General features: G+C 73.8%; 17 protein-coding genes and 1 pseudogene. 9 read left to right on the top strand and 9 right to left on the bottom strand.

Annotation, left to right across the window (positions count from 1 at the left end):
* The first annotated feature begins 199 nt into the window (after window positions 1–199).
* Window positions 200–1,660, top strand: coding sequence for a PP2C family protein-serine/threonine phosphatase (locus ACIQCJ_RS33050; RefSeq protein ID WP_402713515.1), 1,461 nt, complete (start codon window positions 200–202; stop codon window positions 1,658–1,660).
* 99 nt (window positions 1,661–1,759) lie between these two features.
* Here the strand turns inward: ACIQCJ_RS33050 and ACIQCJ_RS33045 are convergent, their stop codons facing one another.
* From ACIQCJ_RS33045 to ACIQCJ_RS33035, 3 genes are all read right to left on the bottom strand, one after another.
* Window positions 1,760–2,113 (bottom strand): DUF2516 family protein, encoded by a 354-nt coding sequence (locus tag ACIQCJ_RS33045; protein ID WP_355342053.1) that lies wholly within the window; start codon window positions 2,111–2,113, stop codon window positions 1,760–1,762.
* 124 nt (window positions 2,114–2,237) lie between these two features.
* A complete protein-coding gene (locus ACIQCJ_RS33040) occupies window positions 2,238–2,843 on the bottom strand; it encodes a hypothetical protein (protein WP_402713513.1) in 606 nt (201 codons plus the stop codon).
* Window positions 2,840–3,316, bottom strand: coding sequence for a helix-turn-helix transcriptional regulator (locus ACIQCJ_RS33035; RefSeq protein WP_355342047.1), 477 nt, complete (start codon window positions 3,314–3,316; stop codon window positions 2,840–2,842). The genes ACIQCJ_RS33040 and ACIQCJ_RS33035 overlap by 4 nt, the downstream gene beginning before the upstream one ends.
* A 549-nt stretch (window positions 3,317–3,865) precedes the next feature.
* Here ACIQCJ_RS33035 and ACIQCJ_RS33030 point away from each other — a divergent pair.
* Window positions 3,866–5,098 (top strand): DNA gyrase subunit B, encoded by a 1,233-nt coding sequence (locus ACIQCJ_RS33030; RefSeq protein ID WP_402713511.1) that lies wholly within the window; start codon window positions 3,866–3,868, stop codon window positions 5,096–5,098.
* A gap of 47 nt (window positions 5,099–5,145) precedes the next feature.
* On the opposite strand, the gene ACIQCJ_RS33025 is transcribed toward ACIQCJ_RS33030, so the two are convergent.
* A complete protein-coding gene (locus ACIQCJ_RS33025; protein WP_402713593.1) occupies window positions 5,146–6,594 on the bottom strand; it encodes an MFS transporter in 1,449 nt (482 codons plus the stop codon).
* Between the two features lie 316 nt (window positions 6,595–6,910).
* On the opposite strand from ACIQCJ_RS33025, the gene ACIQCJ_RS33020 reads away from it, so the two are divergent.
* Window positions 6,911–7,543: a helix-turn-helix domain-containing protein gene (locus ACIQCJ_RS33020; protein ID WP_402713591.1), complete on the top strand. Its 633-nt coding sequence runs from the start codon at window positions 6,911–6,913 to the stop codon at window positions 7,541–7,543.
* On the opposite strand, the gene ACIQCJ_RS33015 is transcribed toward ACIQCJ_RS33020, so the two are convergent.
* Window positions 7,540–8,514 (bottom strand): NAD(P)/FAD-dependent oxidoreductase, encoded by a 975-nt coding sequence (locus ACIQCJ_RS33015; RefSeq protein WP_402713589.1) that lies wholly within the window; start codon window positions 8,512–8,514, stop codon window positions 7,540–7,542. The two genes, ACIQCJ_RS33020 and ACIQCJ_RS33015, sit on opposite strands and share 4 nt — an antisense overlap.
* Before the next feature lie 283 nt (window positions 8,515–8,797).
* Here ACIQCJ_RS33015 and ACIQCJ_RS33010 point away from each other — a divergent pair, with 283 nt between their 5' ends.
* The 3 genes from ACIQCJ_RS33010 to ACIQCJ_RS33000 all read left to right on the top strand — a co-directional run bounded on the left by ACIQCJ_RS33010 (window position 8,798) and on the right by ACIQCJ_RS33000 (window position 11,743).
* A complete protein-coding gene (locus ACIQCJ_RS33010) occupies window positions 8,798–9,400 on the top strand; it encodes a helix-turn-helix domain-containing protein (RefSeq protein ID WP_401313763.1) in 603 nt (200 codons plus the stop codon).
* Window positions 9,401–9,627: 227 nt separating this feature from the next.
* Entirely contained in the window at window positions 9,628–10,548 is a 921-nt protein-coding gene (locus tag ACIQCJ_RS33005) for a class I SAM-dependent methyltransferase (RefSeq protein ID WP_402713508.1), read from the top strand.
* Between the two features lie 322 nt (window positions 10,549–10,870).
* Window positions 10,871–11,743 carry a hypothetical protein gene (locus ACIQCJ_RS33000; RefSeq protein ID WP_401724437.1) on the top strand — a complete coding sequence of 291 codons (873 nt, stop codon included), beginning with the start codon at window positions 10,871–10,873 and terminating at the stop codon, window positions 11,741–11,743.
* Window positions 11,744–11,927: 184 nt separating this feature from the next.
* Here the strand turns inward: ACIQCJ_RS33000 and ACIQCJ_RS32995 are convergent.
* Together ACIQCJ_RS32995 and ACIQCJ_RS32990 are read right to left on the bottom strand one after the other, a co-directional pair.
* A pseudogene (locus ACIQCJ_RS32995) lies at window positions 11,928–12,074 on the bottom strand (RNA polymerase subunit sigma-24); the annotation flags it as partial.
* Window positions 12,075–12,268: 194 nt separating this feature from the next.
* Window positions 12,269–13,174, bottom strand: coding sequence for an alpha/beta fold hydrolase (locus tag ACIQCJ_RS32990; RefSeq protein WP_402713506.1), 906 nt, complete (start codon window positions 13,172–13,174; stop codon window positions 12,269–12,271).
* A 281-nt stretch (window positions 13,175–13,455) separates the two neighbouring features.
* Here ACIQCJ_RS32990 and ACIQCJ_RS32985 point away from each other — a divergent pair, with 281 nt between their 5' ends.
* Together ACIQCJ_RS32985 and ACIQCJ_RS32980 are read left to right on the top strand one after the other, a co-directional pair.
* Window positions 13,456–15,546: a BTAD domain-containing putative transcriptional regulator gene (locus tag ACIQCJ_RS32985; protein ID WP_402713504.1), complete on the top strand. Its 2,091-nt coding sequence runs from the start codon at window positions 13,456–13,458 to the stop codon at window positions 15,544–15,546.
* 47 nt (window positions 15,547–15,593) lie between these two features.
* Window positions 15,594–16,100, top strand: coding sequence for a macro domain-containing protein (locus tag ACIQCJ_RS32980; RefSeq protein WP_391164045.1), 507 nt, complete (start codon window positions 15,594–15,596; stop codon window positions 16,098–16,100).
* Window positions 16,101–16,486: 386 nt separating this feature from the next.
* Here the strand turns inward: ACIQCJ_RS32980 and ACIQCJ_RS32975 are convergent, their stop codons facing one another.
* Entirely contained in the window at window positions 16,487–17,029 is a 543-nt protein-coding gene (locus ACIQCJ_RS32975) for an ion channel (protein ID WP_355341990.1), read from the bottom strand.
* Window positions 17,030–17,269: 240 nt separating this feature from the next.
* On the opposite strand from ACIQCJ_RS32975, the gene ACIQCJ_RS32970 reads away from it, so the two are divergent.
* Window positions 17,270–17,719 (top strand): MarR family transcriptional regulator, encoded by a 450-nt coding sequence (locus tag ACIQCJ_RS32970; RefSeq protein ID WP_355342340.1) that lies wholly within the window; start codon window positions 17,270–17,272, stop codon window positions 17,717–17,719.
* Between the two features lie 28 nt (window positions 17,720–17,747).
* Here ACIQCJ_RS32970 and ACIQCJ_RS32965 read toward each other — a convergent pair whose 3' ends face one another.
* Entirely contained in the window at window positions 17,748–18,896 is a 1,149-nt protein-coding gene (locus ACIQCJ_RS32965; protein ID WP_402713501.1) for an FAD-dependent oxidoreductase, read from the bottom strand.
* Between the last annotated feature and the right edge of the window lie 210 nt (window positions 18,897–19,106).

Below are 19,106 nucleotides of genomic sequence, written 5' to 3'. Positions count from 1 at the left end.
GTCCGGATGCGGGTCGCGGCGGGGGCGGGGTTGTGGCCGCCCCGCGTGACCTTGGTCATGTGCGGATCAACACATCCACCGCGAAATCCCCTGCTGACCGCCGCATATGACGCTGACGGTTCACTCTCTGCCCTCCCGTCACCTTGCCTCCAGCCACTAGGGTCTCCGGAGATCCTCGGGGGAGGGAAGGAGTCGCTTGATGTCCGCAGCCCAACGCGGCACCGATCGGCCCTCAGCCACCGACGAGACGCGCGGGGCCGAGGGCCCCGCTGCCGTACCCGGATCGGGGACGGCTTCCACGGTCGGGCCCTCGCCCATCTCCGTACCGCCGTCCGTACCGACATCGGTCGCCGTGCCGGGGTCCGTTCCCGTACCGCCGTCCGTTCACGTACCGGCGTCCACCGCCGTACCGGCGTCCGTCCCCGTACCGGCGTCCACCGCGCCGTACACGGAGTCCGGCGCCCTCTCGCTGCCCCGGCAGCGGCAGGATCCGGGCAGCGGTCCCGCGATCTTCACGCTGCTGGTGATCGGCGAGGACGCGACGGACGCCTTCACCGCGCCGTGGTTCCAGGAGGGCGGCGGGCCGCGAATCCGTATCCTGCGGGCACGTAATCTCACCGCGGCCGGCCGTCTGCTCACCGACGATGTGCACTGCATCCTCCTCGACCTGCCCGACGTGCTGGACGGCCTGCGGCAGGTGCTGCGGCTCGCGCCCGGCACCGCCGTACTCGTCCTGACCGACGGCGCGGACGACGGGCGGGCCGCGGAGGCCGTACGGGTCGGCGCCCAGGACCACCTCGCGCGGCACGAGGTCGACGCCGGGACCGTCACGCGCGCCGTCCGCTACGCCGTCGAGCGCAAGCGCGCCGACCTCGCGCACCGGCAGCTCACCGAGACGAAGCTGCTCGCGCAGGAGAACTCCCGGCTGGAGCGCGGCCTGCTGCCGACCCCGCTGCTGGACGGCGCGAGCCTGCGTTTCGCGGCGCGTTACCGCCCGGGGCGCAGCCGCGCCCTGCTCGGCGGCGACTTCTACGACACCGTCCGCGCCCCCGACGGCACCGTCCACGCGATGATCGGCGACGTCTGCGGCCACGGCCCGGACGCCGCCGCCCTCGGGGTCCAACTCCGCATCGCCTGGCGCGCGTTGACCTTCGCCGGGCTCGGCGGCGACGCGCTGCTGCGTACGCTCCAGCAGGTGCTCGAACACGAGCGGTCGGACGACGAGATCTTCGCGACGCTCTGCACCGTCGACATCGCGCCGGACGCGCGCAGCGCCGATCTGCATCTGGCCGGACACCCGGCGCCGCTGCTCTCGACCCCCGGCGCTCCCGGCAGCGTGCCGGAACTGCTGCCGTACACGGAGGGCGGCCCGGCGCTCGGCCTGCTCCCGGACGCCCGCTGGCAGCGGATACCGGTACGGCTGCGCGGCGAGTGGAGCCTGATGCTCTACACCGACGGCCTGATCGAGGGCCGGATCGGCCAGGGCACGCAGCGGCTCGGGCAGGACGGGATGGTACGGATGACCGCCCGGCTGCTGGCCGAGGGCCTACGCGGCGAGGAACTGCTCGACGCGACGCTCACGGAGGCGCGGGAGCTGAACGGCGGGGAGCTGACGGACGACGTGGCGGTCGTGCTGCTGGAGCGGCCGAAGCGGATCTGAGGCCGGTCCGCTGGGGGGCCGGTCCGCTGGGGGGCCGCCCGCCCGGTGGATACGGCCCGGTGGGTATGTGCCCCGGTGGATACGCCCGGCGGGTACGCGTCAGCCGTTGTACGGGCCGTACGGGCCGTCGCTGCTGCTGCCACCGCCGCGGCGCCGCCGCAGGCCCCCGCCACGGCGGGGTCCGGTGATCTGCCGTACGGCGGGGCGTACGTCCACCATGTACACGATCACGGCGACCAGGCCGATGACCGGCAGGAACGACAGCACCGAGAACAGCTTCATCACCACGGCCGCGATGCCGAGGATGATCAGCCAGAACGCCTTGGTGTTCTTGTCCGCCGCCCGGTACGCGTCCTCACGGCGGATCGCCGCGTCGACGAAGGCGAAGGCCGCGAAGAGGAAGAGCGCCCACGACACCAGGCCGAGCACCCCGAAGAACCCCGTGATCAGCACGCCGTCCACCGCCCTTGTCGCTGTCGGCCGGCACCGTGCCGACCGTCCGCTTGTCGCCCGCCCAACCGTACCGGCTCCTGTACGAACAACGGGCCGGGCTCGCAAAGCGTGCCCGGCCCTCGCCTCACTCCGCGGACTTGTCGGTCGCCTTCTTCGCGCCACTCGGCTTGCGGGGCGTGGTCTTGCGGGCGGCCGGCTTGTCGCCGGACGTGTCGGCGGGCTTCGCGGCCAGCCGGTCGCCGATCGACTCGGTCAGCGGCTCGTCGGCCGGGATGTCCGCGAGCTTCACGGCCGGCGGGACCTCCATGATTTCGTCGGCCGCGCCGCCGCGCCACTGAGCGACCGCGCCCTTGCCGCGCTCGGCCAGCTCGTCGTACGTCTCGCGCGCCTTGACGGCGTACTCGGCGGCCCGGCCCACGCCCTGGAGCGCCAGGTCCTGCACGGACCCGCCGATCTTCTTCAGGTCCAAGTCGATGCCGCTGATCGTCTCGTTCAGCCGCGTCTGCGCCTTGGTCGACGCGTCCTTGGCCTGCGCGGTGACCCGCTGCTGCACGTCCTTGGGGTCGGTGCCGCGGATCTTCTCGATCCGCTCGGGCGCCTGGTCCTTCAGCTTCTCCAGCAGCGCGGGCACCTCGCGGAGCTTCGCCGCGGCGAGGTCCGCCGTGCCCGCGACCGCGTACAGCGGGGTCGGGTTGCGCAGGCTCTTGACGATGTCGTCGGTGATGGTCATTTCTCGGATTCCTCCCGTACGAGTGTCGGAGACGAATCCGCCTCCACGTTCTTCCGCTCTTCTTCGGCGTTCTTCTGTTCTTCTTCGGCCTGTCGTGCGGCTTCCTCGGCCTTGGCGGCCGATTCCGCGGCGGCGTTCTCTTTCCTGAAGGACTCGTAGATCTGGATGAGCACCTGCTTCTGCCGCTCGTCGATCGACGGGTCCGACATGATCACCGCCGGCACCTCCAGCTCGTCCCGCTCCCGCGCGTCGAGCATCCCCGCCTGCACGTAGAGCGTCTCCGCCGAGATCCGCAACGCCTTCGCCAACTGCTGCAGGATCTCCGCACTAGGCTTCCGCAGCCCGCGCTCGATCTGGCTCAGATACGGATTCGACACACCGGCCGCCTCCGCCAACTGCCGCAGGCTGAGCCGCGCCCCCCGACGCTGCTCCCGCAGGTACTCCCCGACGTTGCCCACCTTCAGCGAAGCCATGCCTCCACCTTCCCCCACCCCGCTAACTTTTGCAAGCACACCGCTTGCAACAGTGACCCTCCCAGCCTCACCGGCTGCTCCCCCTGCCCCCGATGCCCCCCTGCGGCCGGTACGTCCGGGGCCGGTGCTGTCAGGGCCGGGAGATAGCGTTTTCGGCGACACCCGGACCCTGGAGGCCACTTTGAACTGGGACCTTCTCCTTCTGCCGCTTCCTGCGGACATCCCGTCGGTCGGCGAGCTCCCCGAGGGCTACCGCGACCGGGTTGCCGGTGACTCGCGGGGCGGTCGCTGACGGCCGACCGGAGAGAGCGGCGGCCGGATGCGCGATGGGAAAAATGGGCGCCTCGGGGGCGACGGAGAGGGGGGTTGAGGGGGCTCAGACGGGGTTTGGCCGCGCTTCCGGCGAGGGTGGGGAGTCGCGGGCCGGGAGGGGGCCGGGGGGCGGGCAGCGGGGCGGGCACGGGTTCGTTGCATGGCGTCTGACCTGGTGTTTTACGCGGATTCGCCTAGGCTGGGGGGCTCGGGTGGACGCGGTCGGAGGGGGATCTCGTGAGTCGGGGCGGCGCGGAGGACGGCAGGGAGAAGGCCGGCGCGGAGGAGGTCCGCTGGCGGTACGAGGCCAGCGACATCACGGTGCTGGACGCGAGGGAGACCATTCGGCGGCGGCCTGGCATGTATGTCGGGACGACCGGCCGACGCGGGTTGCATCAGATGGTGTTCCAGGTCATGGGCCGGGCGGTGGACGAAGTGCTGGCCGGGCGGGCCGGGACCGTGGACGTCGTCCTGGGACCCGGCGGCGAGGTCAGCGTCGCCGACGACGGGCCGGGGGTCCCGGTGGAGGTCGCGGAGGACGGCGACGGCCTCGAAACGCTGCTGACCCGCACGGCCGCCAGGCCGAAACCCCCCGGTCGGCACTGCGCGGTCCTGGAGCGGGCGGGCTTCGGGCCCTTCGTCGCCAATGTCCTGTCGAGCAGCCTGACGGCCGAGGTACGGCGCGACGGGGTCCGGTGGGTGCAGGAGTACGAGCGCGGCGGCGCGATCGCGCCGCCGACCGTCGTGGGACCGGCGGCCGGCACCGGGACCACCCTCAGCTTCCGGCCCGACCCGGAGATCTTCCCGACCACGGAGTGCTCGTTCGCCGCGCTCGCGGACAGCTTCAGGGAGCTGGCGTTCCTGAACAGGGACCTGGAGATCTCGCTGACCGACGCGCGGTCACCGGGCGAGCAGCAGTCGGTACGGTTCCGGTTCCCGTACGGGTTACGGGACTTCGTCGTCTTCCTCGACAGCCCCCACGGTCACGACGACCCCGACGCCCCGGCCCGGACACCCCTGCACCCCGACGTCATCGCCTTCGCCCGGGAGGACCCGCGGATTGAGGGGACGGCCGAGGTGGCCCTGCGGTGGTGCTCCTCCCCCGACGAGCGCATCCGGAGCTTCGCCAACAGCGCGCCCACCCGGAACGGCGGCGCGCACCTGGCGGGCTTCCGCGACGGACTCGCGCTCGCGGTCAACGCCTTCGCCCGCGAGCGGAGGCTGCTGTCGGCGGCCGATCCCGATCTCGGCGGCGACCGGATCGGCCAAGGACTGACCGCGGTCGTGTCGGTGAAGGTGGACCATCCCTGTTTCGAGGACCCGGTCCACGGCACGCTGGGCAACGCCGAGGTGCGCGCCTGCGTGAGGGAAGCGGTCAGGGAGCACGTCGGCAGGTGGGCGGAGGAGCACGCGGACCGGGCCGCGGCCGTCGTCGGGCGGATCGTAGGGGTCAGCGGGCGGGCGGGGTGAAACGGTCGTGGAGACCTCCGGACCCGACCGCCGCCGACGCGCCCGCCTCACCGGTCTGAGCGACGAGTCCGGCTCGGGAGGAGGAGGTAGGCGAGGAGGAGGGTCATGACGGCTACGCCGGCCCACATGGCTTGTTGCCAGCCGTCGACGAAGGACTGCTGGGCGGCGCGGACGAGGGCGGGGGCGGTGGGGCCGCCGGTGGCATGGGCGGCTTCGACGGCGTTGGCGATGCCTTCGCGGGCGGTGGCGGCGGTGGCCGGGGGCACGCCGTCGAGGCGGGGGCCGATGGCGCCGCGGTAGCCGGAGGAGAGGAGGGCGCCGAGGAGGGCGACACCGAGGGCGGTGCCGAATTCGCGGGTGACGTCGTTGAGCGCGGAGGCGACCCCTTGGCGTTCGCTGGGCAGCGAGCTGGTGATGGCCTCGGTGGCGGGGGTCATGGTGAGGCCCATGCCGATGCCCATGGCGAGCATGCCGGGCAGGACGGAGAGGTAGCCGCCGTCCACGGAGACGAGGGTGGCCATCAGGGCCAGGCCCGCGCCGCCGAGGAGGATGCCGAGGGCCATGGTGCGACGGCTGCCGACCCGTTCGGCGAGACGCGGCGCGAGGCCCGAGGTGGCCATCATCAGGACGGCCATCGGCATGAGGGCCAGCGTGGACAGCAGACCCGACCAGCCCAACACGGCCTGGAGGAACGGGAAGAGGACGACGAAGATCCCGGCCTGGACGCCGAAGACGGCCAGCAGCGCGACGGAACCACCGGCCAGGCCGCGCTCGCGGAAGAGGCGTACGTCCAGCAGCGGGCCGTGCCGCCGCAGCTCCCAGACCACGAAGCCGGCGGCGGCCAGGACGCCGACCAGCAGGCTGAGCAGGGTCACGGGCGCGGCCCAGCCCCGCTCGGGCCCTTCCTGGAGTACGAAGATCAGCCCGACCACCGCGACCACCGAGGTCAGCGCCCCGACCGTGTCGAAGGAGTGCGTCGCCGCGTCGCGCGAGTCGGGCACGGACCGCAGCGTCATCACGGCGGCCACGAGCACGAGCGCCACGGGCAGGACGAAGAGATAACGCCAGCTCGCCACGTCGACCAGCGCGGCCGACAGGAACATGCCCAGGATGCCGCCGCCGCCCGCGACGCCGGTCCACACCCCGATCGCCCGCCCGCGCTCCTCGGCCGGGAAGGTGGAGGTGATGACGGCGAGCGTCACCGGCATGATCATCGCCGCGCCCACACCGCTCAGCACCCGCGCCGCGATCATGACCTCGGCCGACGTCGCCAGACCGGCGACGACGCTGGCGCCGCCGAAGACGGCAAGTCCCGTGAGCAGTACGGGCTTTCGGCCCCATCGGTCGCCGACCGCGCCGAGCGGCAGCAGCAGCGCCGCCAGGCTCAACGTATAGATGTTGATGATCCACAGGATCGTGCTCTGCGAGGCGTCGAACGCGACGGCCAGGTCCGGCTGCGCGACGTTGAGGCCGGACACCGAGGCGATGACGGCCATCAGCGCGACGCAGACGGAGATCAGGATCGCGCGGCGCCGACGCGGGTCGTCAACACCCGCCGCGTCAGGGGCTGTTACGTCGACCGGTACGTCAACGCCCGTGCCCACGGCTGCGGCTTCGGCACTGCCCCGCGCGGGCCGGTTCGGACTCTCCGTACTCATCTGGACGGACCTTTCACCAGGGACGGTCAACAGGGGAAACGCGGGAGCGATCGTCACCACGACCGGCCCCGATGTGCAAAATTGTTTGCCGATCGGCAAACTGGGCTCCATGGATCACACGGACGGCGCGGCTGGCACGGGCGGCACGGCTGGCATGGCTGGCGCGGCTGGCGCGGGCGGCACCGACGACGAAGTGGGCCGCACCCTCGACGCCGTCGGCCCCCGCCTGAAGAATCTGCGGCTCGGCCGGGACCTGACGCTGACGCATCTGGCGGCGGCGACCGGCGTCTCGGTCAGTACGCTGTCGCGGCTCGAAGCGGGCCTGCGCCGCCCCACGCTGGAGCAACTGCTGCCGCTGGCAAGGGTGTACGGCGTCACCATCGACGAGTTGGTCGACGCGCCCCGCACCGGCAACCCGCGCCTCAACCTGCGCCCGATCGCCTGCAAGGACGGCTCGACCGTGCTGCCGCTGACCCGCAGGCCCGGCGGCATCCAGGCGTACAAATTCGTCCTGCCCGCCCCGCCGCGCGGCCCCGTGGAGCCCGTCCTGCGCACCCATGAGGGCTACGACTGGATCTACGTGCTCAACGGCACGCTCCGGCTGGTACTCGGCGAGCACGACCTCGTGCTGAAGCCGGGCGAGGCGGCCGAGTTCGACACCCGTACGCCGCACTGGTTCGGCTCCACCGGCTCGGGGCCCGTCGAATTCCTCAGCCTCGTCGGCAAGCAGGGCGAGCGCGCGCACGTACGGGCGGCGCCCGACCCCGCCGCGTCAGAGCGCTCTTAGGGCGTGTCCGCCGCGGCGAGAGCCGCCTCGGTGTCGGCGGCGGCCAGGTCGGCGTTGATGTGCGCACCGGCCAGGGCGCCCGCGGCGGCGGAGGCGCCGACCTGGGCCGTCAGGTCGGTGGCGTTGCCCGCGACCCACACGCCCGGCACCGACGTGGTGCCCGCGGGGCCGGTGGCGGCGAAGCGGCGGCCCATCCCGCCCGGCAGCTCCTCCATCGGCAGACCGAGCCCGGCCAGTCCGTCGGTACGGGCCAGCATGCGGGTCGCGACGGCCAGGACGCGGCGCGGTACGAACCGGCCGTCGGTCAGCCGTACGCCCGCGATGTGCCCGCCCGCGGCGGACCCGGAGCCGTCCGTGGACCCAAGGCTCTCGGCGGACCCGGAGCCCCGTGTGGACCCGGAGCCCTCCGTGGACCCGGTCGACTCGACCGCCGCCACCGGGGTGTCCTCGACCCGGATCGCGCGGGCGGCGAAGCGCGTACGGGTCTCGTCGTCCAGGTCGGTGCCGCGCGTGAAGTAGACCAGGTCGTCGGTCAACTGCCGGAAGAGCAGGGCGTGGTGGACGGAGGCGGGACCGACGGCGAGTACGCCAATGGGCTCGTCACGCACCTCCCAGCCGTGGCAGTACGGGCAGTGCACGAGGTCGTGCCCCCAGTGCCGGGCGAGGCCGGGGATGTCGGGGAGTACGTCGCGCAGGCCGGTGGCGACCAGGAGGCGGCGGGCGCGGAGGGTGGCGCCGTCGGCGAGGGTGACCGTGAAACGCGGGTCGGCGCCGGGGACGGCCTCGGCGGCGGTCACCTCGCCGACCAGCACCTTGCCGCCGTACCGCCGTACCTCCTCCCGGCCCCGGCGCAGCAGCTCCGCCGGGGGGATGCCTTCGAGGCCGAGGAGGCCGTGGACACCGTCGGCGGGCGCGTTGCGCGGGGTCCCGCTGTCGACCACGGCGACGGAGCGGCGGGAGCGGGCGAGCATGAGGGCGCCGTTGAGCCCGGCGGCGCCACCGCCGATCACCACGGCGTCGAGGGTCGGGGCGAAGGCGTCGGCCCCATCGGCGGGATCGGTCACACCGGCGGGATCGGTCGCACCGGCCGGATCGGCCGGATCGTTCACGTGCGCGGGAAGCGTCGCGGGCATGGGCGTACCTCTCTATACGTGTCGGCTCTCTACGCGTCGGCTTGCGCCCTTGCGCTGAGCGGGAGCCCCGTCCGGGGCCCGGTACGACCACGCTAAGCGGACTTTGCGCGCGAGGCATAACATGTTGCCTATGACGCAAGACGATGAAGATCTCGACAGCCTGGTGCGCAAGCGGATTCGCGCGCTGCGGGTGGCGCAGGGCTGGTCGCTGGACGAACTGGCCGGCCGCGCCCGGCTCAGCCCCTCCACGCTCAGCCGGATCGAGAACGGTCAGCGCCGCCTCGCGCTGGACCAGCTCGTGACCCTCGCGCGCGCCATGGACACCACGCTCGACCAGCTCGTCGAGACGGCCACGGAGGACGTCATCTCCAGTCCGATGATCGACTCCGCGCACCAGACGATGCGCTGGGCCGTGAAGGCCGACCCGGGTATGACGGTCGTACGGCAGCGCCTGACGAATCCGCCGCCGGACAGCCCCTCCCGGCTGCGTGCCCACCCCGGCCGCGAATGGCTCGTCGTCCTGTCGGGCACGGCCGTGCTGCTCCTGGGCAACCGGCGCTTCCGCGTGGAGACCAACCAGTCGGCCGAATTCCCGACGATGCTGCCCCACGCCATCGGCGCGGAGGGCGGGCCCTGCGAACTGCTGGGCATCTTCGACCGTGACGCGCGGCGCGGGCACCAGCGCGGCGACGAGAAGAGCGGCGGCGAGGGGGACGGGGTCTGAGCCCGTTCGGCAAATCGGGTACGCCGGGGCCCGCGAATCCGGTACGTCGAGGCCCGCGCAGGCCGGAGCCGGCGAATCGAGCAGGCCGGGGCCCGAGCAGGTCGGAGCCCGCGACTCGCGCGGGCCAGGGCACGCGACTTGCGCCGTCGGCAGCCCGGACGCCCACCGTCTTGCCGTTCCCGAAAGCGACCGGGCGGCCCGCCCACGGCCCTCATACGGTGGGCGCCATGACTCACGCAGCCCCGCACGCGGCCCACGACGCCCATGGTCACGCCCATGGCCACGCCCCGCACGACCACGATCACGGCACCCCAAAGGCCACCGCCTCGCACCACGACGCCGAGGCCGACAGCCAGGCGGACATCCTCGACCTCGACGCCGAAGTCCTCGCCGAGCACACCGCCTCGATCACCGCGTGGCTGCCCGTCGAAGCCGCCCCCCGTCACATCGTGGACCTCGGCTGCGGCACCGGAGCCGGGACCCTCGCCCTGCTCCGGCGCTTCCCCGAGGCCGAGGTCATCGCGGTCGACACCTCGGCCGACCACCTGCACCGCCTGCGCCGCAACGCGGAGGCGGCCGGGGTCGCCGGGCGCGTCCGTACGGTCCGGGCGGACCTCGACACCCGGTGGCCCGACCTCGGCTCGCCCGACCTGGTCTGGGCGTCGGCCTCCCTGCACCACATGGCGGACCCGGAGCGCACGCTGCGCCAGGTCCGCGACACGCTCGCGCCCGGCGGGCTCTTCGCCGTCGTCGAGTTGGCGGGCTTCCCGCGTTTCCTGCCCGAGGACGCGCCCGCGGAGCGCCCGGGGCTCGAAGAGCGCTGCCACGCCGCGCTCGACCACCACCACGCCGAGCACGTGCCGCACCGCGGCGCCGACTGGGGGCCCATGCTGAGCGCCGCGGGCCTGACCGTCGTGGGCGAGCGCGTCGTGACCGTGAACATCGGCCCGCCGCACGCCGAGGCCGTCGGCCGGTACGCGCTCACCAGCCTGACCCGTATGCGCGGCGGCATCGCCGAGACCCTGGCACCGGAAGACCTCGCCGCGCTCGACCGGCTCCTCGACGCCGAGGGACCGGACAGCATCGCGCGCCGCGACGACCTGACCGTGCGGACCGAGCGGACGGTGTGGGCGGCGCGGCGCGCGTGAGTACGACCGTGGCCAGCGCCTGATCCGGGACGTTCGTCCGTACGACCATCCGCCGGTACGCCCCGCCGTGGACCGGCACCGCACGGCCGCGGTGCGGGCCGTGCGGCGCGGGGGCAGCGGGCGGTGCGGGTGACCGGGCGGACAGTCGAGGCGCCAACGCCCTTGCCCGTCAAGGCCCTTGCCAGTCAAGGCCCTTGCCCTCGACTGCCCTTCGGCCAGAGTTCACCCGCCACCGGTGGGCTTGTCCGCCGCCCCGCTGCTCCAATGGATGCCGCCGATGGCCAACTGGCCTTGTCAGCGGTCGACATGGAGGTTCGGGCTGATGAAGATCTGGCGAGCGGGAAGCACGGTGGCCGTCGCGGCCACCCTGGCGCTGCTGCCGCAGGCGGCGTACGCGACGACCTGGCAGCGCCTCCCCGCGTACTCCACCTGGACGGGCATCACCGCCCTGGAGCGCGGGCAGGGCATCGCCACCGACGGCACGTACTTCTACTACTCGGGCACGTACAGCCTCGACAAGGCGACGGTCGAGGGGAACCACGAGACGGCCTCCAACGCCCTTGCCATTCCTGGTGCGTTGAGCGGCGCCTACGGTTCCGACCACATCGGGGACATCGACGTGTACGGGGGCTACGTCGTCGCCCCGATCGAGGACGGCAACGGCTACCGGAACCCGCTGCTCGCCCTGTACTCCGCCAACGACCTGAGCTGGACGGGCCGTTACGTACGCCTGCCCCTCGCGCTGCTGCCCGGCGGCGTCCCGTGGGTGGCCGTCGACCCGGCCACCGGCCTCGTCTGGACCGCCCCCTGGAACCAGGACAGCGCCCAGGGCACCGACGAACTCGTCGGCTACCGCCTCAGCGACCTCCTCTCGCTCCCCGCCGGAGCCGAACTCCCCGTCGCCACCACCGTCCGCCTCTCCCGCCCCCTCAGCCGCATCCAGGGCGCCACCATGCTCGACGGCTCCCTCTACGCCTCCGTGGACGGCGACGGCGACAAGGCCGTCTACGCCATCGACCCCGCCACCGGCACCGTCACCCGCGCCTTCACCCAGGACGTCCAGCCCGACGACGAGGTCGAGGGCATCACCGCCCTCGACCTCGGGCCCTCCGGCGGCCGGCTCCACGTCCTCAACGTCGGCAGCGGCTGGAAGTCGATCTTCCTCTACCTCCAGCACTACCAGCCGGTGGGCTGACGCACCGGCGCCGTTCCGACCCGCCTCAGCGGGCGAGGCGGGTCGGGACGGGGCCGAGGCGGGTGAGTTTCTCGGCGTTGGCCACCGCGTGGCGGCCGGGGCCGGCGAGGAGGGCCGCGACGCGGGCGTCCCCGTGCACGGGGACGCGGGAGGCGGGGGCGGGGCCGTCGGCAACGGCGACGAAGGCGACGTCGGGGGCCGTCAGCAGCGGCTCCGGCAGCCACTCGCCGACGTACTCCTCGCGGCGGCGCGCCAGCGTGCACAGCCGGTTGAGCGACTGCCGCGTGACGACCCGTACGAGGTACGCCCGCGGGTCGCCGACCCGCGACCGCGGACCAGATCTCCCCCCGTGTACGGGGACCTGCACACCCACCGCGACCAGGCCGAACGGATCTTCACCGTCTGACCGTCGCCGGAGCCGGAAACCGGCGGCACCGCACCCCCGACGGGCACGGGTCCCGTCGGGCCGCCACGGCCCGCCACGCGTCCCCGACCGCGTCGTGTTCCGGCGGGCGGGCCTCCGGATCAGCGGGCGAGGAGGTCGCGGAGGGCCGTGACGACCGTCGCCGGGGACTCCTCCGCCATGAAGTGGCCGGTGTCGACCGTGGTGTGCCGGAGGTCGGGGGCCCACGCGGACCACAGCGCGGCGGCGTCGAATCCGAGCGCCGCGCCCCAGTCCTGCTGGAGGACGGCGACGGGCATACGCAGCCGGTTGCCCGCGGCGCGGTCGGCCGCGTCGTGGGTGACGTCGATACCGGCCGAGGCCCGGTAGTCCGCGACGATCGAGGGGATCGCGGCCCGGCAGGCGGCCAGGTAGACGGCGCGCACGTCGGCCGGGACGGCTTCGGGAGCCCGGACCCACAGGTCCAGGAAGTGGCCGAAGAAGAGGTCGGGGTCGGCGGCGATCATCCGCTCGGGCAGACCGGGCGGCTGCGCCATCAGGTAGAGGTGGAAGCCGACGGCGGCCGTGGTGCCGTGCATGGCGTCCCACATGTCGAGGGTGGGCAGGACGTCGAGGCAGGCGAGGTGCGTGACCGCTCCCGGGTGGTCGAGGGCGGCGCGGAAGGCGACCAGGGCGCCGCGGTCGTGGCCCGCGAGCGCGAAGCGGTCGTGGCCGAGGGCTGCGGCCACGGCCACGATGTCGGCGGCCATGGTGCGCTTCGCGTAGACGGCTGGTGCCGTCCCGGCGGGGCCGGCCGTGTCGTCGGCCTCGGCCGGCTTGTCGCTCGCGCCGTAACCCCGCAGGTCGGGGCAGATCACGGTGTGGTCGGCGGCGAGGTCGACGGCCACGTGCCGCCACATCAGGTGGGTCTGCGGAAAGCCGTGCAGCAGGACGACGGGCGGCCCGGAGCCGCCGACGGCGGCGGTGAGGGTGACGCCGTCGGCCGCGGGGACGCGGCGGAGGTCGAAGCCGGGGATGGCGGGTGGCATGGGGGCCCCTTTCGGTGGGTGGACGTACGCGGGCCGTGCCCCGTACGCGGCGATGCCGGTCGGTCGTACGCGAGCCGTGCACGTACGCGGCGGTGCCGGTCGTACGCGAGCCGGGCGCGTACGCGGTCCGGGCGTATACGCGGTCTGTGCGCGTACGCGGTCCGGGTCGTACGCGGGCCCGGCGCGTCAACGGGCTCGTGCTTCCAGCGTGTGGGCGACGGATGAGCAGCCGATGAGCGCGCTACCGTGACCTGGGGGAACTCCCGGAGAGGCGGTACGCGGTGCGGGTGGCGTTCGGCGTGCTGGGGCCGGTGGCGGCCTGGGCCGAGAGCGGGGACGGCCCGGACGAGGCGGTACGCGGTGCGGCCCTCGCGCTGAGGGGGCCACGGCACCGGGCCGTACTGGCCCGCCTGGTCATCGGCCGCCGCCGCGTCGTACCGGTCGCCCGGCTGGTCGAGGACCTGTGGCCGGAGCGGCCGGGGAACGACGGCGCGGGTCCCGGCCGCTCCCCCGCACCGCCCGCCGACCCCGTCGGCACCCTCCGTACCTTCGTCGCGGCCCTGCGCCGCACCCTCGAACCCGACCGGCCACCGCGCGCGCCCGCCCGGCTGCTGGTCACCGAGGGCCCCGGGTACGCGCTGCGCGCCGCGCCCGACACGGTGGACGCGTGGCGCTTCGAGCAGGCCGTGACCGAGGCCGCCGGGCTGCCGCCGAAGGACGTACTCGCCCTGCTCCAGCGCGCGTTGGGGTGGTGGCGCGGGCCCGCGTACGCCGAGTTCGCCGACCAGCCGTGGGCCCGCGCCGAACGCTCGCGCCTGGCCGAACTGCGGCTGCACGCCGTGGAACGCCGGGCCGAGGCCCGCCTCTCCCTCGGCCTGGCCGCCGAGGCCGCCGCCGACCTCGACGCCCACGCGGCGGAGCACCCCTGGCGCGAGGACGCCTGGCGCCTGCTGGCCCTCGCCCTCTACCGTTCGGGCCGCCAGGGCGACGCCCTGGCCGTGCTGCGCCGCGCCCGCGCCCTCCTGGTCGAACAGCTCGGCGTCGACCCCGGGCCCGGCCTGCGCGCCCTCGAAGCCGACATCCTCCGGCAGGACGACGACCGCCTCGACCCCGGCGCGGGCGGCGCCGAACGCGTCTGGGCCGAGGCCACCGCCGCCTACGACCGCACCGTCCCCACCGGCGCCCGCGCCCGCCTGGAATCCACCGTCACCCTCCTGCGCGGCCTCGCCGTCACCGGTGGCGACGGGCTCCGGTCCGCCCGCCGCCACCGCCTCGCCGCCGTCTCCGCCGCCGAAGAACTCGGCGACCCCCACCTCTGCGCCCGCGTCATCGGCGCCTACGACGTCCCCGCCGTCTGGACCCGCCTCGACGACCCCGCCCAAGCCGCCCAAGTGGTGGCCGCCGCCGAACGCACCCTGACGGCCCTGCCGCCGGGCCCCGCCGAAGAGGCCCTGCGCGCACGGCTGTTGGCGACGATCGCGCTGGAGACGCGGGGCGCGGACGTCGGCGGCGCGAACGTCGGCGGCGGGCGCGGTGGCGGCGGGCGCGGTGGCGGCGGGCGCGGGGCGCAGGCGGCGCGGTTGGCGCAGGAGGCGGCGCGGCGGCTGGACGATCCGGTGCTGCTGGCGTTCGCGCTCAACGCGACCTTCATGCAGACGTTTCAGCGGGCGGGTCTGGCGCCGGAACGCGATGCGATCGGTGCGGAGCTGGTCGAACTCTCCTCGCGGCACGGCCTGTTCACGTCCGAGGTGCTCGGCCGGCTCATCCGGCTCCAAGCGGCCTGCGCACGGGGCGACTTCGGGGCGGCGGACGAGCACGCCGCCGCCGCCGACCGGCTGGCGGAGCGTCATGAGCTGCCGCTCGTAGGGGTGTTCACCCGGTGGTACGGGGCGCTGCGGCTCGCGGAGACCGGGACCTTCGAGGCGGCCGAGGCCGCGTACGGGGATGCCGCCGCCGAGCTGACGGGGGCCGGGATGCCGGGGCTGGAGCGCGGGCTCCTCCCCCTCGCCCTTCTGTGCCTGCGGCTCCGGCACGGCCGCGACCTGCTCGTCCTCGCGCGGACCGACGCCGACTGGGGCCCGTACGCCCCGTGGGTCCGCCCCCTCCTCCTGCTCGCCGAGGACCGCCGCCTCGAGGCCGCCGCCGCCCTCCGGGGTGCCCCCGCGCCCCCGCACGACCTCCTCTACGAGGCCATGTGGACTCTCACCGCCCGCGCCGCCCTCGCACTCGACTCCCCGCCAGCCAAGCGGCGTGCCCACGCCGAACTGCTGCCCGCCGCAGGTGAGCTGGCCGGCGCCGCCAGCGGACTCCTGAGCCTCGGCCCCGTCGACAGCCACCTGCGCGACCTGGCCGCCGCCCTGCGGACCCCCTGACCGAATTCGACGTGCCCCGACCCGCCTTCCCCCGCCATCATCAGCGCATGGTCCACATCGAGGTCGTCCAGGGCGACATCACCAAACAGGCCGTCGACGCCATCGTCAACGCCGCCAACGAGTCCCTCCAGGGCGGCGGCGGAGTCGACGGCGCCATCCACTGGGCCGCCGGCCCCCGTCTCGCCGAGGCCGGCGCCGCCGTGGCGCCCTGCGCGCGGGGGGACGCCGTCGCCACCCCCGGGTTCGACCTCGACCCCCCGATCCGGCACGTCATCCACACCGTCGGTCCCGTATGGAAGGGCGGCGCCTCCGGCGAGGCCGACGTCCTCGCCTCCTGCTATCGCCGCTGCCTCGAAGTGGCCGACACCCTCGGCGTCTCCACCCTCGCCTTCCCCGCCATCTCGACCGGCATCTTCGGCTTCCCCGCCGACCAGGCGGCCCGCATCGCCGTCGCCGTCCTCACCCACGCGTCGACTCGCGTCGAACACGTACGCCTCATGGCCTTCGACCGCCCCTCCCACGCCGTCCTCACCACCGCCCTCGCCGAAGCCTGACCCCTCCCCGGGACCCGTGGCGACACTCAGCCCCGTCGTGCCTCGTCACGCCCACGCGGCACCAGCCGCCAATAACACACAGCCCCGCGCCCCTAAAAACCTCGACCCACCCACCCCGCACGAGGCCGAGCCCCGCAGCGGCGCGGGGAACGGCGCGGACAGCCACGGCGGTGGCGCGCCGTTCGCACGGCGGGTCGTGCCCCGAAGGGGCGCGGGGAACGGCGCGGGCAACCCCCACCGGACCGGCGGCCGGGAAACCACCGACACCACCCCGGCCGACGAGGCCCAGCGGGCCACCGCAGGGGCGCGGGGAACGGCGCGGGGAAGCCCTGCCGGACCCGGGGGCGGGAAAGCGGGGGCCGGGCCGGGAGGGGGCGGGACCCCCGTCAGGGGGGCTGGTCGCGGTGGAGGGTGAGGCGGGTGAGGTCGATGACCAGGCGGAGCAGAAAGGCGAGGAAGACGAGGTCGATGAGGACCTGGACGCTGACGAGGATGCGGGCGAAATCGCTGGTGGGGGCGATGTCGCCGTAGCCGACGGTGCCGAGGGTGACGATGGCGAAGTAGAGCCCGGCGGTGCGGTCGACCGGCTCGGTGAAGCTGCCGGGTGAGAGGTGGGAGAGGGAGACGTAGGCGCTGGCGAAGAGCGCGAGGAAGAAGGCGAAGGTGACGACGAGTGTCTCCACGGCGCGGAGCTGAGGAAGATCGGCGTGGAGGATGCGGCGGAGTTCGAGGAGCATGACCGCGACGAAGACGACGGCGCCGATGCCGAGCCGGATCAGGGCGGCGGCGTCGGGACGGCCGCCGTTGAGCGGCAGGAAGTAGTACAGGACCAGGATCGCCGCCGTGGACAGCACGCAGCGGACCACACTCGCGGCCATCGCCCGGCGCCGCTCGGGGCGGTCGAGGTCGGCCAGCCGCCGCGCGCTCATCGCATCACTCCCTCGCCGGACGGACCGCCGGTCTCGATCGTCCGACGCCCGCACCCCGGCGGCAATCCGGCCGGGTCCGAACGGGAACGGACGGGAACGAACGGGTCCGAACGGGAACGCACCGCGTTCCCTATTTCCCCTCCTCCCCCTCCCACCCCTTCCATAGTTCGCGTCACGAACCACCACCCGATCGCCCCTATCCCGTAGGCTGGCGGTATGGGGAAGGACGCGGGCGAGCACATGGGAGTCGTCACCGCATTGGTGCGCTCCTCCTTCCTGGTGAACGCCGTGTACGCGGAGGCGGGCCGGGGGTACGGACTGACGCCGCAGCAGGGGCAGTTGCTGTGCGTGCTGATGGGACAGCCCCTGGGGATGGGCGAGTTGGGCAGCATCCTGGGGCTGGCGAAGTCGAGCCTGACCGGTCTTGTGGACCGCTGCGCGCAGCGCGGGCTGGTACGGCGGGAGGCCGATCCGAGCGACGGCCGCGCGGTACGGGTCGCGCTCACCGCCGAAGGGCGGTCGCTGGTCGACGCGTTCTACGCCGACACCTGCCGCCGCGTCGAGGAGTTGCCGTCCGGCCTGACCGAGGCGGAACGGGTCACGCTCGCGGGTCTGCTCAGCCGCGTGGTCCGCGACAACAAGGTGCCCGCCGTCTTCCTCGAACTGGACGAGGGCCCCGTCGCGCACTGAGCGCGCGCCACGTCCCGTACCCGAGGGCTCAGCCCGTGCCGAAGAGCGCCGCGAATCGCCCCACGAGCAGATCCCGCCCCTTGTACGCGGCCACCCGCTCGGCCGGCAGGAGCACGGGTACGGGGGTCGGCCGGTCGTCGGACAGGGTCTGGCCGACACCCCCGCCGGGCCCGAGCGGCAGCAGCACGGACGGTACGGGCGAGGGCCGGTAGACGGCCGAGGGCCGTTCGCCGCGCACCTGGGCGAGGATGTTCTCGGCGACGACGGCGGCGTGCTTCATGGCGTACCCCGCCATCTTGGCCTCGGCGAGGTCGGTGAGGTCGCCGAGCGCGTAGACGCGGTCGTGGACGTGGTCGTAGACGCGGTCGTGGACGCGGTCGTACGTCCCGCCGTTGCCATGGACGTTGAGCGTGTCGGTCACGCGGACCTGCCCCTTGGCCGTACGGGCGGTGAGGCGGCCGTCGGCGAGGTAGTGGCTGTTGACGCGTACGCCGTAGCAGCGGAACCAGATGTCGGCGGTGACCTGGTCACCGGAGGACGTGGCGACCGTGAACGTCTTCGCCTGCCCCGGCTCGGTCGGCGGCTGCGCGGCCAGGGTCGTACCGAGCCGCAATTCGACGTCCAGTGCGTCCAGTTGGCGCAGCAGGTCGTCCCGAAGCTCCGGCATGAAACCGGACAGCAACCGCTCGGCCGGGTCGAGGACGACGATGTGCTTGTCCGGCCACACGGCCCTGATCTCACCGGCGAGTTCGAGCCCGACGGGGCCCGCGCCGACAATCAACACCCGCTCGGACAGCGCCAGTTCGTCGTGACCGACGCGCAGCCTGCGCAGCGCCTCGGCCGTGGAGTCGGTCTCGGTCTTCGCCGGGAAGGCGTAGTCGGAGCCGGTGGCCAGGACGAGGAAGTCGGCGTCGACGCGGGCGCCGGAGGCCAGCGTGACGCCGCCGGGGTCCACCGAGGCCGCGCGCTCGCGGACCACCCGGCCGCGCGCCAGCAGCCGGTCGTACGGGAAGAACATGTTCGCCGCCCAGTCGGGCCTGACCAGGGCGCGCAGCGCGCCCGCCGCGTGCACGAAGGCGTCCTTCGGCTCGATCAGGACGACGTCCGTGTCCTGGTCCAGCGCCTTGGCGACGGCGGCGCCCCCGTACCCCCCGCCGACGACCGCGACCGTCCGCACCGCACGCGCCGCACGCGCCGCGCCCTCCGTACCCGCACCAGCACCACCACCGACGCCTGAATCCGCACCCGCACCCGCCATGTTCACCACTCCCCGCACGCCTCGACATCTCGTTCGCTCTACGAACCATATTAGTTCGTAGAGCGAACCGTAAAGCCGCGCAGGTGAGGGCGCGGACGGCGGGAGAGGCGGAAGGCCGCGGACCTGCTT

It is taken from the genome of Streptomyces sp. NPDC093221 (assembly GCF_044753885.1).
Taxonomy (GTDB): Bacteria; Actinomycetota; Actinomycetes; order Streptomycetales; family Streptomycetaceae; genus Actinacidiphila.
Note: the sequence above shows the minus strand (reverse complement) of the source record. Positions and strands in the feature narration are given on the sequence as shown.